At 68.2% G+C, this 16,329-nt stretch carries 8 protein-coding genes and 1 tRNA gene; 4 read left to right on the forward strand and 5 right to left on the reverse strand.

Annotated elements, in window-relative coordinates:
- Nucleotide 1: 1 nt before the first annotated feature.
- The 3 genes from OH799_RS31060 to OH799_RS31070 all read right to left on the reverse strand — a co-directional run bounded on the left by OH799_RS31060 (nt 2) and on the right by OH799_RS31070 (nt 2,351).
- Nucleotides 2-466: a GbsR/MarR family transcriptional regulator gene (locus tag OH799_RS31060; RefSeq protein WP_406271527.1), complete on the reverse strand. Its 465-nt coding sequence runs from the start codon at nt 464-466 to the stop codon at nt 2-4.
- 204 nt (nt 467-670) lie between these two features.
- Nucleotides 671-1,462 (reverse strand): ABC transporter permease subunit, encoded by a 792-nt coding sequence (locus OH799_RS31065; RefSeq protein WP_406271530.1) that lies wholly within the window; start codon nt 1,460-1,462, stop codon nt 671-673.
- Nucleotides 1,452-2,351 carry an ABC transporter ATP-binding protein gene (locus OH799_RS31070; RefSeq protein WP_406271532.1) on the reverse strand — a complete coding sequence of 300 codons (900 nt, stop codon included), beginning with the start codon at nt 2,349-2,351 and terminating at the stop codon, nt 1,452-1,454. The genes OH799_RS31065 and OH799_RS31070 overlap by 11 nt, the downstream gene beginning before the upstream one ends.
- A gap of 141 nt (nt 2,352-2,492) precedes the next feature.
- Between OH799_RS31070 and OH799_RS31075 the strand changes: the two genes are divergently transcribed.
- Nucleotides 2,493-2,897, forward strand: coding sequence for a GbsR/MarR family transcriptional regulator (locus tag OH799_RS31075; RefSeq protein WP_406282757.1), 405 nt, complete (start codon nt 2,493-2,495; stop codon nt 2,895-2,897).
- Nucleotides 2,898-3,797: 900 nt separating this feature from the next.
- Here OH799_RS31075 and OH799_RS31080 read toward each other — a convergent pair.
- Nucleotides 3,798-3,879: transfer RNA gene (locus tag OH799_RS31080), tRNA-Leu, on the reverse strand.
- A gap of 386 nt (nt 3,880-4,265) precedes the next feature.
- Here OH799_RS31080 and OH799_RS31085 point away from each other — a divergent pair.
- Together OH799_RS31085 and OH799_RS31090 are read left to right on the forward strand one after the other, a co-directional pair.
- Nucleotides 4,266-13,586 carry a fatty acid synthase subunit beta domain-containing protein gene (locus tag OH799_RS31085; RefSeq protein WP_406271535.1) on the forward strand — a complete coding sequence of 3,107 codons (9,321 nt, stop codon included), beginning with the start codon at nt 4,266-4,268 and terminating at the stop codon, nt 13,584-13,586.
- A 76-nt stretch (nt 13,587-13,662) separates the two neighbouring features.
- Nucleotides 13,663-14,085 carry a holo-ACP synthase gene (locus OH799_RS31090; RefSeq protein WP_406271538.1) on the forward strand — a complete coding sequence of 141 codons (423 nt, stop codon included), beginning with the start codon at nt 13,663-13,665 and terminating at the stop codon, nt 14,083-14,085.
- 52 nt (nt 14,086-14,137) lie between these two features.
- Here the strand turns inward: OH799_RS31090 and OH799_RS31095 are convergent, their stop codons facing one another.
- Nucleotides 14,138-14,758 carry a TetR family transcriptional regulator gene (locus OH799_RS31095; RefSeq protein WP_406282761.1) on the reverse strand — a complete coding sequence of 207 codons (621 nt, stop codon included), beginning with the start codon at nt 14,756-14,758 and terminating at the stop codon, nt 14,138-14,140.
- 296 nt (nt 14,759-15,054) lie between these two features.
- On the opposite strand from OH799_RS31095, the gene OH799_RS31100 reads away from it, so the two are divergent.
- Nucleotides 15,055-16,311 carry a hypothetical protein gene (locus tag OH799_RS31100; protein ID WP_406271541.1) on the forward strand — a complete coding sequence of 419 codons (1,257 nt, stop codon included), beginning with the start codon at nt 15,055-15,057 and terminating at the stop codon, nt 16,309-16,311.
- The last annotated feature ends 18 nt before the right edge of the window (nt 16,312-16,329 follow it).

Genomic DNA, 16,329 nt, shown 5'->3' on the forward strand with positions numbered 1-16,329 from the left:
GTCACACTCCTTTGCTGGATGGTCGTGGTGGGGCGTTGTCGAATACCTTCGCCATCCAGTCGAAAGTGTCGTGTGCTTCTTGTATCCGCGCGGAGCGGGCGCTGCCGGGCCCGAGCAGTGCCATGCCGTCGGCGGCAAGCTCGCGAAACGATGTCAGTGAAGCGACTTGCCGCTGAACCACCTTCTCCCACGCGTTGTCATCGACGCGGTAGTACGCGGTGCGCTCACCGGCGCGCGTGCGCTTGTTCACGAACCCCATGGCCATCAGTACCCGCAGGTTCGTGGTCAACGACCCGCGGCTGGCGCTGATCGCCGCGCCGATCTGCGCCGCGGATTGCTCGGGCGGATCGCAGACCATGAGCCAGCCCAGGCACCGCCCCGCGATCGGCGGTACGCCGTCCTGAGCGAGGAACATCGCCAGCCGCTCGACCCAATCCATCAGCCGGTCGCCGTCGAGGCCGGTCACATCATGCCCCTTTCGTCTTCCGCTGCAAGTTTTAGTATTAACTAAAATTAGCGTACATGACGGCAGGGCGAGGGGGAATGCGGTGCGGGACTGTTGCTCGAGACCACCATGAACGGACCCCGAGACGAGTGCCGAGTCTCGAGAGATGAGGGACTGAGGGCTGACAGATGGAGGGTGTCGCTGCCGTGCGGCACCCTCGACTGCTCAGGAGGTGAGGTCGCGGCGGTCGAACCGAGTCAGGCCCGCGGTCACCAGGATCGCCGAGATCGCGAACAGGATGGCGGCGTCGGCCCATTGGATTCCGTTCCGCAACGGTTCTCCGCCGATGTAGTAGTGGAACGGCGACAAATATTCGAGCCACTCGGCGCCGATGACGCCGCCGAGGCTATGAGCGGCGTAGGTGAGCACCCCGATCGCCGCGGCGCCGGCCAGGACCGGCCCGCGCCGCCCGGTTGCCGCGCCGAGGCCGATCGCCAGCGCGCCGAAGGTGATTGCCAGCAGTGTCAGGTTGAGGCATTGCGCCGCGAACTCGCCGACGCTGATCGAGTCGAGGTCAGCGGAGGAGCGGATCGCCAGCATGCCGAGCAAGACCAGCAGCCCGATCGCGGTGGCGCCGGTCACCAGGGCGGCGAAGCGCTGCAGTGCGAGCCGGATTCGGCTGATCGGATACGCCAGTAGAAGGTCGAGGTATCCGGATTCCTCGTCGCCCGCGATAGCGCGTGCGCCGAAGGTGACGCCGAAAATCATCGCCAGCAGCGGTAGCAGCAGCCCGAAGACACTGGAGCCGAGATACCCTGCGGCTGAGGACATATCGTCGAGACGCAGTGCCTCCCGCATCGCTTCCGGATAGTTCTGCACGGTATCGGCCATGCCGCCGCCTGACACCTGGGGATAGAACCCGGCGTACATCAGCCCGACCGCGGTGATCCCAGCCGACCAGGCGATCAGGGGTCGGCGGTTGTCGGAGATGGTCTGGGTGTAGATGTCAGGCAGCATCGGATTCTCCGGTGTAGTAGCCGTGGAACAGGTCTTCGAGCGCGGGTTCGGTGACCGACAGCGCGACGACATGGTGCGCGACAACCGCCCGCAACAGCTCGTCCGGGCTCCCGGCGACCTGGCAGCGCAGGGTTGTGCCATCCATACGAACATCGGTCACGTTCGTCAGCGCGGTGAATTCGACGATGCTGACCGGCTCGGTGAAGGTGATCTCCACATCGCGAACGGCGTTGGTGCGCAGCCCCGACACTGTGTTCAGGGTGACCAATCTTCCTTCACGGATGATGGCGACCCGGTCGGCGGCTGCCTCGACCTCGCTCATGATGTGGCTGGACATGAACACCGTCTGCCCGTGCGCGGCGGCCTCGGCCGTCATCTCGAGGAAGGTCTGCTGACCGAGCGGGTCCAGGCCCGAGGTCGGCTCGTCCAGGATGAGCAGTTCGGGGGAATGCATGAACGCCTGAACCAGGCCCACCTTCTGACGGTTGCCCTTGGACAGGCTCTTGACCTGAGCGTGCTGATCCAATTCGAGTCGCTCGCAGAGTGCATCGATCCGTTCGGCGGCGACTCCGCCGCGCAGAGCGCCCAGGAACCGTAGCGTCGCCCCGACGCTCCGGCGGCCCGGTACGACGAAATCCCCAGCGAGATAACCGATCCGTGCGTGCAACTGCACCGCATCCTCCCGAGGGTCTAGGCCCAGTACACGGGCACTGCCACCGGTCGGCCGAATCAGGTCCAGCAGCAACCGGATGGTCGTCGACTTGCCTGCCCCATTCGGGCCCAGGTAGCCGAACACCTCACCTCGGCGGACCTCCAGAGACAGCTCGACCAGACCCCGGACAGAACCGTAGGTCTTGCTGAGCCCTTGAAGCTCAATCACGTTCACCATAAGCCGACAATACTGATATTTCAGAAATCTGTAAATACTCCGAACGCATGGAGGTTTGCTACCGTTTCGGGTGTGGGTACCAATGAGCGATTGCGGGCCGCCGCGGAGAAGCTGGCCTTGACCTTGTCCGACGGGGGAGGGATGCAGCGGTCCACGGCTCGGGTGATGACGGCGTTGCTTTACACCGAGCAGGACACGATGACTGCCGCGGATTTGTGCGAGGAGTTGTCGATCAGCTCGGGCGCGGTGTCCACCGCCATCAAACAGCTCATCCCGGTCGGCCTGATCGAACGCGTCCCCGCACCGGGCAGTCGGCGCGACCACTACCGTTTCCGCAGAGGCGCTTGGGCGGCATTGATGTCGCAGCAGAACACGATGCTTACCACCATGCGCCACGCCGCCCAGGAAGGTATCGACGCGACCGGCCAGGACACGGCCACCGCGGCCCGTCTACACGAGATGCAGGACTTCTACACCTACATGACCAACGAACTCGTCCCTCTCATCGATCGCTGGCGCGAGCGGTACGCCGCCGAACACGACTGACAGGCTCTTGTTGGCTCGCAACGCCAGTACGCCGTACTGCACGCGCGTCGGCGGCGGTCTGATCACCCGCAACGAGACGGTGTAAAACGCTGCGCGATGAACCTCTACCGCCTTCAGTAGCTCGGCTGCACCATTCCGTAGCAGGCGGACGCGGGCTGGATCGGAGAGACCGGAAGGAGGGCGACCATTGACCAGGCGGCGGTGGCGGAGCACCGCGTCGCGCCTCATGCGTAGCTTTCGACCGGAGTTTCATCTGGTGGCGCCGTCACCAGCAGGGTCACCAAGAGCCCGCTGATCCGCTGGTGACGGCGTTGTGGTGCTTCATGATTCGCTCCTGTCTTGTTCGCGTGCTCCCTGAACGAAACAGTCCCCGGCTTCCTGACAGCATCAACCAGTGACGTGGATCACCCCCGAGGCTTACTCAGCGGACGAACTCCACTCGCGCAGTCCAGAACCGTGGGAAGCGCCCATCTACGACCACTAACCGCGCAACAACCAGAAGACCGCGATCCAGTTCGTTGACTACGTGCTCTCGCAGCCGCCCTTCTCGGTCGAGACCAACCAGTCGGATAACGGGGCGGGGTGCCAGACGGGTTCCGCTGGCACGTGTTCGAGAAAGCGCTCATGCACTCGACTGTCTCAGTAGTGCCGGAAACGCATGTTAGAGAAGCTCTCGAACACTCGGCTGGCTCAGATGTGTCATGGATGGTGTGTTCGAGGACGAGGTGCGACGCCACTCGAACACGTATCGGGGTGATCGGTGCCGGAGACATGTGCAAGCGAGGGCGTGGATGGCTCGTCTGGGCCACGTCGGGGGTGATCGAGCGAGGGGAACGTCGTGCGAGAAGGTGTTCGAACACGTATTTGCGTCAAGTTTGACGCAAATACGTGCTCGAGTAATGCGCGAGAGGGGACTCGAACCCCTACGTCCGTGGACACCAGAACCTAAATCTGGCGCGTCTGCCAATTTCGCCACTCGCGCTTGATGGTACGACCGTCCAAACTCTACCGGGCTTCACCGCCATCGCGAAGCACCGGGGGGCGTGGCGTACCCGCCAGTAACACAACCTGGGATTATAACGATTTTATAACAGTCAACATGAGGAGAGCTCATGTTTCGTACGCGTTGGTAACCCGATCGACCAGCGGCTTCAAACATGAGGACGAGTCATGCTTCAGAATGTTCTAGTACGTGCGTACGCGAATACTCGACGGTAGGGCAGACGCCGGCGAGCAAACGTGAGGATTTCCTCATGATTTTGTGTCATCCTCGCCGGTATCAGGCCGATGCTCTGCGATCACCCGCATACCGGTAGGGAGCGGCGTGTCGACGAGGGCATGTCGCACGGAAAAGGAAGTCGAAGCGTCTTGACGATCAACGAGAGCACCAAGACCGGGACCGGACGGAGCGCCAAGGTGGTCGGCGCCGCCGGGAAGGCCGCGGCAGGGGGCGCGCGGTCGCCGCTGCTGGATCGTCTGCTCGGCGGCGTTCCGTACGCGCTCGCCTTCGGCGGACAAGGCGCGGAATGGCTGCGCGAGTTGGAGGAGATCGGGCGCGACAGCGCGCTGGAGCCGGAGCTGACCGCACTGGTCAACGAGGCGGCCACGCTGCTGGAACCAGTCGCGGCGCAGTTGCTTGTCGTGCGGCCGGTCGGCTTCGACCCGATCGGTTGGATGCTGGAGAACGAGCTGGCGGACACCGACGAGGGCGAGACCTCCGCGGCGCCATCCGAGCATGTGCTGCGTTCGGCCGCGGTGTCGATGCCCGGTGTGCTGCTGACTCAGGTGGCGGCCGTGCGGGCGCTGCGGCTGCACGGACTGGATACGACCGAGCACGCGCCCGCCGCGATCGTCGGCCACTCGCAGGGTCTGCTCGCGGCCGCCGCGGTCGAGGCGGGTGGCCGGCGCGACGCCGAGCTGCTTGCGATCGCGCAAATGATCGGCGCGGCAGCGGGTTTGGTCGCACGGCGGCGCGGAGTGATGCCGGTGGGCGATCGCTCGCCGATGGTCGCGGTGTCGAATGTCGATCCCGAGCGGCTGCGCGCCGTGGTCGCGGAGGTGAGCGCGGGTGTGGACCCCGCCGCGGCGGTAGTGATGTCGATCCGCAACGGCCGTCGGCGTGCGGTGCTCTCCGGCGCACCGGCACAGCTGGAGCGGGTGCGTCAGCGGTGCGTGCAGCTCCACGACGAGCAGGCGCGCGAGCGTGACGCGAAGATACGTGGCGGCTCGGTGTTCGCGCCGGTCTTCGAAGATGTGTCCGTCGATGTGGCGTTCCACCACCCGGCACTGGCCGACACCGTCGACCTGGTGACCAGCTGGGCCACCCAGTGCGCTGTGGACGCCGACCTGGCGGGCGGACTGGCGCAGCAGATCCTGGTGGATCCGGTCGACTGGGTCGGCGTTGTCGACGGCATGATTTCCGCTGGCGCGCAATGGATTCTGGACCTCGGGCCTGGCGATCTGCTGACCCGGATCACCTCCGGCTCGCTGAAGGGCACCGGCGTCGGCATGATCGCCGCGGCCACCCGCGCGGGGCAGCGCAGCCTGCTCACGCCAGGGGCTGCGCCGGAGCCGGCAGACCCGTGGTCGGCGTTCGCGCCGCGACCGATCCGGCTGCCCAATGGCCGCATCGTGGTCGAGACCGCCTTCACCAGGCTGACCGGTCGCTCGCCGATCCTGCTCGCGGGCATGACCCCGACCACCGTCGACGCGAAGATCGTCGCGGCCGCGGCGAACGCGGGGCACTGGGCGGAGCTGGCCGGTGGCGGCCAGGTGACCGAGCAGATCTTCGCCGACCGAGTGGCCGAGCTGAAGAAACTGCTGCACCCGGGTCGCGCGGTGCAGTTCAACTCACTGTTTCTCGACCCCTACCTGTGGAAGCTGCAGTTGGGCGGCAAGCGTCTGGTGCAGCGGGCCCGCACCGCGGGCGCGCCGTTCGACGGCGTCATCGTGACCGCGGGTATTCCTGAACTCGAGGAAGCCGTCGCGCTGATCGAGGAACTCACCGAGGTCGGCATCTCGCACGTCGCGTTCAAGCCGGGCACCGTCGCCCAGATCCGGGCCGTGCTCCGGATCGCCGACGAAGTCCCGGACTATCCGGTGATCGTCCACATCGAGGGTGGCAAGGCGGGTGGCCACCACTCCTGGGAGGACCTGGACGACCTGCTGCTGGACACCTACGCCGAGCTGCGCAACCGTGCCAACGTGGTGGTGTGTGTCGGCGGCGGCATCGGCACTCCCGAGCGCGCGACGCAGTACCTCACCGGCGAATGGGCGATTCCGCACGGCTACCCCGTGATGCCGCTGGATGGTGTGCTGGTCGGCACCGCGGCCATGGCGACGCTGGAAGCCACGACCGCGCCGGAGGTCAAGCAGCTGCTCGTGGACACTCCCGGTACCCCCGACTGGGTCGGCGCGGGCACCGCGTCCGGCGGAATGGCCTCGGGTCGTAGTCAATTGGGCGCCGACATCCACGAAATCGACAACGCGGCCTCGCGCACCGGCCGCCTGCTCGACGAGGTCGCGGGCGACGCCGACGCGGTCGCCGGGCGCAGGGACGAGATCATCGCGGCGCTGAACGCCACCGCCAAGCCGTATTTCGGCGACGTGGCGACCATGACCTACCAGGACTGGCTGGAGCGCTACGTCGAGCTCGCGGTGGGCCTGGATCACCGCAAGGACTTCGACTGCGGCAGCGACATCGGCGACGCCATCACCGAGGCGACCCGCTCGGTCTGGCTGGACATCACTTGGCGTGACCGGTTCGCGGAGATGATGCGCCGCACCGAATCCCGGCTGCATCCGGCGGACCGCGGCGAGATCCCCACCCTGTTCGCGGCCGACGAGGACTTCGAGGACCCGGTTGCCGCGCTGTGCACGCTGAAGCAGCGGTACCCGGCGATGGCACAGACGCTGCTGCACCCCGCCGACGTTCCGTTCTTCGTGGCGCTGTGCAAGACACCGGGTAAGCCGGTGAACTTCGTCCCGGTCGTCGACGGTGACGTGCGCCGCTGGTGGCGCTCGGATTCGCTGTGGCAGGCGCACGATCCGCGTTACTCGGCCGACCAGGTGTGCGTCATCCCCGGCACCGTCTCGGTCGCGGGCATCACCCGGGTCGACGAGCCGGTCGGCGAGCTGCTGGACCGCTTCGAACAGGACACCGCGTACTCGCTGGTACGTGCCGGCGTTGTGCCCGCGGCGGTCGACGCGCGCCGTACCGCGGACGTGACCAGCGGTCCGATCGACGCTGTGCTCGCCGCACCGGACGTGCAGTGGGCCGGACGCACCACTATCAGCCCGGTGCACCGGCTCGGTGATCTGACCGAATGGGTCGTCGACGGCAAGGGCGCGGTGCATCCGACCAGTGGCGCGACGCTCGTCGAGACCACGGGACCCGAAGCGGAGCACTCCTACGTCGAGCTGACCGTTCCGTTGCTGGCGGGCAACGCGGTCCGTATCCGCATCACGGTTCCGGTATCCATCTACAACGGCGGTGCCCCGGTCGTCACGGAGGCCGACGCCGACAAGGCGATGGCCGCGCTGCTCGCCGTCGCCGCCGGCCAGGCGCTGCCGGAGGTGAAGGGCAGGGTCGCGCACGTGAATCTGGCCTGGACGCCGGATCTGATCGCCGACCACGCGGGTGTCACCGGCTCCGGCTTGCCCGTGTCGCTGAGTACGCTCGGCCGCACCGCCCCCGACGTGCTGGTCGGCGCCTGCTGGCCCGCCGTCTTCGCGGTGCTGGGCGCGGCGCGCACCGCCAACGGCGAAAGCGTCATCGAGGGCATGCTCGACCTGGTCCACCTGGACCACCAGATCCACCTCGCCGCCGACCTGCCCACCGAGACCAGCGTGCTCGCGGTCCGCGCGGAGGCAGGCGAAACCCTCGACACCGACCTCGGCCGGGTCGTCGAGGTGCACGTCCGGATCACCGCCATGCTGGACAAGCCCGAGACCGGGATGTCCATGCCGGTGCTGGCCACCCTCACCGAGCGCTTCGCGATCCGGGGACGCAACGGCACCGGCGAGCTGACCGATCCGCCCCGCGCGGCGGGCACCGTGTCCGACACGGCCACCGACACCCCGCGCAGGCGTCGTCGGGACGTCACCATGGTGGCCCCGCGCGCCATGCACGCGTTCGCTGCCGTCTCCGGCGATCACAACCCGATCCACACCAGCGATTCCGCCGCGAAGCTGGCCGGTCTCGGCAGCCCGATCGTGCACGGCATGTGGCTGTCGGCCGCCGCGCAGCACGCGGTGTCCGCGATCGATCCGGACAGCTCGGTTCCCGCGCGGACGCTGACCGCGTGGACCACCCGCTTCCTCGGCATGGTCCGCCCTGGCGCGGAGATCGATGTGCGGGTGGAGCGCGTCGCGGTCGACGCGGGCAGCGAGATCATCGAGGTTTCCTGCCGGGCCGGCGGCGAACTGGTGATGACCGCGACCGGTCGCACCGCGGCGCCGAAGACCGTCTACGCCTTCCCGGGTCAGGGCATCCAGCGCAAGGGCATGGGCCTGGACGCCCGTTCCCGCTCGAAGGCCGCCAAGGAGATCTGGGACCGTGCCGACAAGCACACCCGCGCGGCGCTCGGCTTCTCCATCCTGGCCGTGGTGCGGGACAACCCGACCTACCTGAAGGCGCGCGGCGTCGAGCACCGGCACCCGGACGGTGTGCTGCACCTGACCCAGTTCACCCAGGTCGCCATGGCGACCCTCGGGGTCGCCCAGGTGGCGGAGTTGCGCGAGGCCGGTGCGTTCGTCGAAGGCGCGATGCTCGCGGGCCACTCGGTCGGTGAGTACAACGCGCTCGCGGCGGTCGCCGGAGTGCTTCCGCTGGAAGCGGTGCTGGAGGTGGTGTTCCAGCGTGGCTCGGCCATGCACGAGCTGGTGCCGCGGGACGCCAAGGGCCGAAGTGACTACCGGATGGCCGCCATCCGGCCCTCCCAGATCGGGCTGCCCGACTCCGAGGTGATCGACTTCGTCAACGGCATCGCCGAGCGGGTCGGCGAGTTCCTCGAGGTGGTCAACCTGAACCTGCGCGGCTCGCAATACGCGATCGCCGGCACGGTGGCGGGTTTGGCGGCGCTGGAGGAAGAGATCGACCGGCGCCGCGCGGAATTCGGCGGTAGGCGTGCGTTCATCGTGGTGCCCGGTATCGACGTGCCGTTCCACTCCACTGTGCTGCGCAAGGGTGTTCCGGAATTCCGGCAGAAGCTCGAGCAGCTGCTGCCCGCCGACCTGCAGCCGGAGACTCTGATCGGCCGGTACATCCCGAATCTGGTGCCCAAGCCGTTCTCACTGGAGCGCGCGTTCGTCCAGGAGATCGCGGATCTGGTGCCCTCCGAGCCGCTGGCCGCGGTGCTCGCCGACTTCGACAGCTGGGCGGCCCGGCCGACCGACCTGTGCCGCGTGGTGCTGGTCGAGCTGCTCGCGTGGCAGTTCGCCAGCCCGGTGCGCTGGATCGAGACTCAGGACCTGCTGTTCACCGATGTCGCACACGGCGGCCTCGGCGTCGAGCGTTTCGTCGAGATCGGTCTCGGCGTGACGCCCACGGTGGCCAACCTGGCAAGCCAGACGCTGAAGCTGCCGGCGTTCGACGCCGCCACAGTCGAGGTGCTCAACATCGAGCGCGAGGCCGCGCTCGTGTACTCGACCGACACCGACCCGGCGCCGGTCGACGAGCCGATCGAGGAGCCCGCGGTCACCGCTTCCGCGGCCCCCGTCGCGGCAGCCGCTCCGGTCGCGGCGCCGGCGCCGAGCTCGGGTGGCGCGCGTCCCGACGACATCCCGTTCACCGCCGCCGACGCCACCCGCGTGCTGATCGCGCTGTGGACCAAGCTGCGGCTGGACCAGATCGGTCCGGTGGACACCATCGAGGGGCTGTGCGATGGCGTCTCGTCGCGGCGCAACCAGCTGCTCGTCGACCTCGGCTCCGAGCTCTCGCTCGGCGCGATCGACGGCGCGGCCGATGCCGACATGGGTGCGCTGTCCGTGACGGTGGAGCGCCTGGCACGCACCTACAAACCGTTCGGTTCGGTGCTGAACGACGCCATCGGCGACCACCTGCGCAAGGTGTTCGGTCCGTCCGGCAAGCGCCCGGCCGCGATCGCCGAGCGCGTGAAGAAGGTCTGGGAGCTCGGCGACGGGTGGGCCAGCCACGTGACCACCGAGGTGTCGCTCGGCACCCGTGAGGGCACCAGCGTGCGCGGTGGCGACCTGGGCGGGCTGGTCTCCGGCACGCTGGGTGACGCCGCATCGGTCGACGCGGCCATCGATGCCGCCGTGCAGGCCGTCGCGGCCCGTCGCGGTGTCGCGGTGTCGCTGCCTTCGGCGGGCGGTGGCGGCGGCGCGACCGTCGACGCGGCCGCGCTGGGCGAGTTCACCGAGCAGATCACCGGACGCGACGGCGTGCTCGCCACGGCCGCCCGGGTGGTGCTCGAACAGCTCGGCCTTTCCGAGCGGGTGTCCGCGCCGGAGGCGACCGACGACTCGCTGGTCGACCTGGTCTCGGCCGAACTGGGTTCGGACTGGCCACGTCAGGTCGCGCCCGTGTTCGACGCGCGCAAGGCGGTGCTGCTGGACGACCGGTGGGCCACAGCGCGTGAGGATCTTGCCCGGCTCTGGCTGCTCGACGACGTCGGCTCCGCAGAAGGCCCGGTGACCGGATTCCTCGGTGCGGGCGAAGCTGTTGCGGCGCAAGCCGATTGGTGGCGTCAGCGGGCCATGCGTGAGGCACGTTCGGTGCTTGCCCGGGTGTACGAGCGTATCGCCGAAGCGGCGCGGAGCACCGCAGAGCCCGGGCTCTGGTCTTCCGATGTCGCGGTGATCACCGGCGCGAGCAAGGGGTCCATCGCGGCGGCGGTCACCGGGCGTCTGCTCAGCGGTGGCGCCACGGTGGTGGTGACCACTTCGAGCCTGAACGACGAGCGCCTCGGTTTCTACCGGAAGCTGTACCGGGAGAATGCCCGCCACGGCGCCGCGCTCTGGGTCTTGCCCGCGAATATGGCGTCTTACCAGGACATCGACGAGCTGATCGACTGGGTCGGCACCGAGCAGGTCGACAACGCGGGCGGCGCGAAGATCAAGATCAAGGACGCGATGACCCCAACCCTGCTGCTGCCGTTCGCGGCGCCGCGGGTGGCCGGTGACCTCGCGGACGCGGGCAGCCGCGCGGAGCTCGAGATGCGGGTGCTGCTCTGGTCGGTCGAGCGCCTGATCGGCGGACTGTCCAAGCTGGGCGCCGACCACGACGTGGACGCGAAACTGCATGTGGTCCTGCCGGGTTCGCCCAACCGTGGCATGTTCGGCGGCGACGGAGCCTACGGCGAGGCGAAGGCGGCGCTGGACGCGGTGGTCGCCAAGTGGCGGGCGGAGAAGTCCTGGTCCGCCCGGGTCACCCTGGTACACGCGTTGATCGGCTGGGTGCGCGGCACCGGCCTGATGGGCCACAACGACCCGATCGCCGCGGCGGTCGAGAAGGCAGGCGTGCACACCTGGTCCACCACCGAGATGGCCGACGAGCTGGTCAAGTGGTGCACCTCGCGAGCTCGCCAGGTTACCGCGACAGGCCCGCAGCAGATCGACCTGACCGGCGGACTGTCCAGAGTCAAGCTGGATCTGCCCGCGCTGGCCAAGCAGGCAGCGGAGCAGGCCGAAGCCGAGACCGCGGAAGCCGATGCGGCGAGGACGATCGCGGCGCTGCCCACACCGCCGACCATGACCTCGGCTCTGCCGGTGCCCGAGTTCGATGGCGTCACCGCCGATCTTGCCGACATGGTGGTCATCGTCGGTGCCGGTGAGCTCGGCCCGTACGGTTCGGCGCGCACCCGGTTCGAAATGGAGGTTTCCGACGAGCTGTCGGCCGCGGGTGTGCTGGAGCTCGCCTGGACCACCGGCCTGATCACCTGGGAGAACGACCCGAAGCCAGGCTGGTACGACGCCGAGTCCGGTGACTACGTGCCCGAACACGAGGTGGCCGAGCGGTACCACGACACGGTGGTCGCCCGGTGCGGCGTGCGCCGTTACGAGGACGACGGCGCCATGGCAGACAACACGGCCCCGCTGATGACCTCCGTCTTCCTCGACCAAGACCTGTCGTTCACGGTGGGCGGCGAGGCCGAGGCCCGTGCCTTCCACGCCTCCGACCCGGAGCACACGGTGATCACGCCGGTCGCCGACTCCGGCGACTGGACCGTGACGCGCAAGGCAGGCACCGAGATCCGGGTGCCGCGGCGAGCCAAGCTGTCGCGCACCGTCGGCGGCCAGATCCCGACCGGCTGGGATCCGACCATCTGGGGCATCTCGCCCGACATGGCCGCCTCGGTGGACCGGGTCGCGCTGTGGAACATCGTGTGCACGGTGGACGCGTTCATCAGCTCCGGGTTCAGCCCGGCCGAGCTGATGAGCTGGGTGCATCCCTCGCTGGTGGCCAACACCCAGGGCACCGGTATGGGCGGCATGTCCTCGATGCGCTCGCTCTACATCGACAACCTGCTCGGTGAGTCGCGCCCGAACGACATCCTGCAGGAGGCGCTGCCGAACGTGGCGCTGGCGCATGTGGTTCAGTCCTACGTCGGCAGCTATGGCGCGATGGTGCACCCGGTGGCGGCCTGCGCCACCGCAGCGGTGTCGGTCGAGGAGGGCGTGGACAAGATCCGGCTCGGCAAGGCGGAGCTGGTGGTCGCCGGCGGCTACGACGACCTCGGTATCGAGGGCATCGTCGGCTTCGGTGACATGTCCGCCACCGCGAACTCCGCGACCATGAGCGCCAAGGGCATCAGCGACCGGTATTTCTCCCGCGCCAACGACCGCCGTCGCGGCGGGTTCGTGGAGTCGCAGGGCGGTGGCACCGTGCTGCTGGCGCGTGGTGATATCGCCATGGAGCTCGGTTTGCCGGTGCTCGGCGTGGTGGCGTTCGTGCAGTCGTACGCCGACGGCGTGCACACGTCGATCCCGGCGCCGGGCCTCGGTGCGCTCGGCGCGGGCCGTGGCGGGCGCGAGTCGCGGTTGGCCGCCGAACTGCGCAAGCTCGGCGTGCAGCCCGACGACATCGCGGTGATCTCCAAGCACGACACCTCGACCGCCGTCAACGACCCGAACGAGTCCGAGCTGCACGAGCGGCTTGCCGCCGCGATCGGGCGGTCGGATGGCGCTCCGCTGTTCGTCGTCTCGCAGAAGAGCCTGACCGGGCACGCCAAGGGCGGCGCGGCGGCATTCCAGCTGATCGGCCTGTGCCAGGTGCTGGAAAGCGGTGTGGTGCCGCCGAACCGGAGCCTGGACTGCGTCGACGACAAGATGCGGGAATACCCGCACCTGGTGTGGGTACGCGAGCCGCTGCGCTTCGGCGACCGGTTCCCGCTCAAGGCGGGTCTGCTGACCTCGCTCGGCTTCGGGCACGTGTCCGGCCTGCTCGCCGTGGTGCATCCGGAGGCGTTCATCCAGGCCATCGAGCCTGGCCGACGTGCGGAGTACCAGCGCAGGGCGCAGGAGCGTCAGCTGGCAGGGCGGCAGCGATTCTCCGAAGCGATGTGCGGTGGCGCTCCGCTGTACGAGCGTCCCGCGGATCGCCGTTTCGGCGGGGACGGCACCCCCGCCGAGCGGGCTCGGCAGCTGGAAGCCGACGTGCTGCTCGCACCGGAGGCGCGCCTTGGGCAGGATGGCGCGTACCAGGCGAACGGGTTCGGATGCGCCTGATCTCGAGCGCGGCGGGGCAACCCGCCGCGCGGGGTACCTGCACGGGCGCGTCGGCCAGGTCGTAGGCTGCGCGGCTATGACGATCCTCGGTATCGGCTTGGACTTGGTGACTATCTCCGAGTTCGCCGAACAGCTCGAACGCGCCGGAACCACGATGCTCCGGGAAAGTTTCACCGCAGGCGAGCGGCGATACTGCCAGAGTAAAGGGACCGACCCGGCGCGCAGCTACGCGACGCGGTGGGCGGCGAAGGAGGCTGTGATCAAAGCCTGGGCCTCGTCCCGGTTCGCCCGTCGCCCGCAGATCGGGGACAACCCTTATCCCCTGATCGAGGTGGTCAACGACGCGTGGGGCAGGCCGAGCATCAAGCTGCACGGCGTCGCCGCCGAATTCCTCCCACGGGTAAGGGTTCATCTGTCGCTGACGCACGATGGCGACACCGCGGCCGCGATGGTCGTGCTGGAAGACCCGGGTGAGCCGGCCGATATCGTCGAAGACTGAACAAATATCAGGTCAGCGCGGAAGTGATCCCGGCTCGCGCCGGGATCACCCGCTACCGTTCGCTGGCGGTGCGTGATTCCTTCTCCGCCACGAGCAGGTAGGCGACCATCAGTCGCTTGAGCTCGGAGACCGCCTCCGCGTTGCTCTGATCATCCTGCACCGAGAAGTTCAGCATCGAATAGACCACGTGCACCAGCACTTCGGCCATCATGGTGCGGCGCGCCCGCGGCGTGCGCGGGGTGAGCGGTCGCAGCATCTGCGACACGACCTCGGCGAATTGCTTCTCGTGGATCGCACCGGTAGTCCGGGTGGACGGAGTGGACTGCATGGCAAGCCACACCTCCCGCCGCGACGGGTCGGTCATCCAGAGGTTGGCCAGGTGATCGACGAACTGGTTCATGTGCCGCAACCAGTCCAGTGACGGGATCTCGCCGTGGAAATCGGCCAGCTCCTGGGAAACGGCAACCAAGTCTTGCCGATTCAACTCACAGACGATGACGTACTTGTTGGCGAAGAACTGGTACAGCGTGCCGATCGGTACCTCCGCACGCGCCGCGACCTCTTCACAGGTGAACGACTCGAACCCGACCTCGACGAGCAGTTCCCGGGACGCCTGTAGCAGGGCATCGAACTTGCGTTTGCTGCGTTCCTGCGTCGGTCGGCGCCGCGGCATGAGCTCCCGTGGGTCGTCCTGCAGCTCCAACGCAGGGTCCAGACGTTGTTTCGACCTGGCCTCCGCGCGTACTTCCACGCATCCAGGCTAACGGTAGGGCACGAGCGCGACACGCGCATGTGCGGTGTTTGTTCAGGTCCGTTGATTTTCCGCACCCATCCGCGACGAATATGGCCTCGAACACATACCGAGCGCGCGTGCGTTGTGACGCGTGTTCCGAGCAGGGAATCCATGGCGCTCATGGCATTCGGCAAAGCTCGTTGTCCCGGTCAATGCGCACAGGGAAGGGGTGGTCTGTGGTAGCTCGATCAGTGATAACTCTTGGCGTTTCCACCGAACGTGGCGCCGTGCACGCGGTAGCGCTCGCCGATTGCGGGACGCTGTCCGAGCGCGTTCTGCTGCATCGATCGCAACATACGCATGGTGACACCAAGGCGGACGTAGCAGCGGCGGTAGCGACGGTGCTGGACGAACTTGCCGCCGACCTCGGGCCCGACCGGGAGATCGGCGGCGCGGCGGTCGCCTACCGGGACGCCGCTGAGCGGCGGACCATCGTGTCCGCGCTGGCGGCCGGTCCGTGGCACACTGCCTCGATGGTTTCGGCCAAATCCGCCCACCTGAGCGTGGCGAGCTTGATGACCTGGCTCGACGAATTCGACAACCTGCTGGTCGGCGAGGTCGTGCCCGGGTATCAGGCGTTCACCCTGGTCGACCGAGGTCGCCGCCGGGTGCTCGCCGCGGTCGGTCAGGCGGGCAGGGCGACATCCGAATCGCTCGGCATGGCTGTTACGGCGGCGTGGGATCAGCTGGAGGCGGCCGCGACCAGACCGGACGCGGTGGTGCTGATCGGGTCGGCGGGCGCCGAGTCGTCGGTGCTCGCCGCGGTGCAGAGCTTCGGCGCACCGGTGATCCCATGCAGGATGGCCGCTTTCGCGTCCGCGGTGGGTGCGGCGTCGAGCGCGCGGGTGGCTGTGGACGGGTTCGACGAGCCGGTCGAGGAGGTGGTGCCTCGGGTGCGGGGCGGAGCGGCGATGTTCGCGGCGGCCAGCGTGCTGGCGGGCGGGTTGCTCGTCGGCGGTGTCTACGCGATGAACGGTTTCGTGCGGCCGACGTCCACCGCGGTGGCGGCCGACGCGCGAGTGACGGCGGATGGTCGCGTCGTCGCCGGCTCGGCCGGTGCCGGTGACCGCGGTACGGCCCCCGGCGAGCACGGATCGGGGCGGCCTGCCCAGACGGGCGGATCGTTCGCCGAGCCGACAGCTGGGATAGGAGGTCTCGCCGCCCGCCTGCCGCTGTCGGCGCAGCCCCGGGGTGCTCCGGTGCCACTGGTGTCCGCCGAAGTCGGGTACGAGGTGGGTACGAACGCCACGGCGTCGCTTGTGCCCGGTTCGGGAATCCCGACGACCACCGAGGTCGGCACGCCCAATGGCGCGCTGCTCTTTCCCGGTGAGGTCCCGCCGCCCTCCATGTTCTCTCCGGAGGCCGCGGATTGGTGGGACAAGCACTTTCGCATGATGACGCAGTGGGGGACCCGGCAGGTGCTGCCGACGTAGCGCGACCGGACAGCGACG

It is taken from the genome of Nocardia sp. NBC_00881, from assembly GCF_045207455.1.
Taxonomy (GTDB): Bacteria; Actinomycetota; Actinomycetes; order Mycobacteriales; family Mycobacteriaceae; genus Nocardia.

Bases quoted from the DNA above. Each gene is read 5' to 3' on its own strand.
- OH799_RS31065 (WP_406271530.1), bottom strand. From the start codon at position 1,462: ATGCTGCCTGACATCTACACCCAGACCATCTCCGACAACCGCCGACCC.
- OH799_RS31070 (WP_406271532.1), bottom strand. From the start codon at position 2,351: ATGGTGAACGTGATTGAGCTTCAAGGGCTCAGCAAGACCTACGGTTCT.
- OH799_RS31075 (WP_406282757.1), top strand. From the start codon at position 2,493: ATGCAGCGGTCCACGGCTCGGGTGATGACGGCGTTGCTTTACACCGAG.
- OH799_RS31090 (WP_406271538.1), top strand. From the start codon at position 13,663: ATGACGATCCTCGGTATCGGCTTGGACTTGGTGACTATCTCCGAGTTC.
- OH799_RS31095 (WP_406282761.1), bottom strand. From the start codon at position 14,758: ATGCCGCGGCGCCGACCGACGCAGGAACGCAGCAAACGCAAGTTCGAT.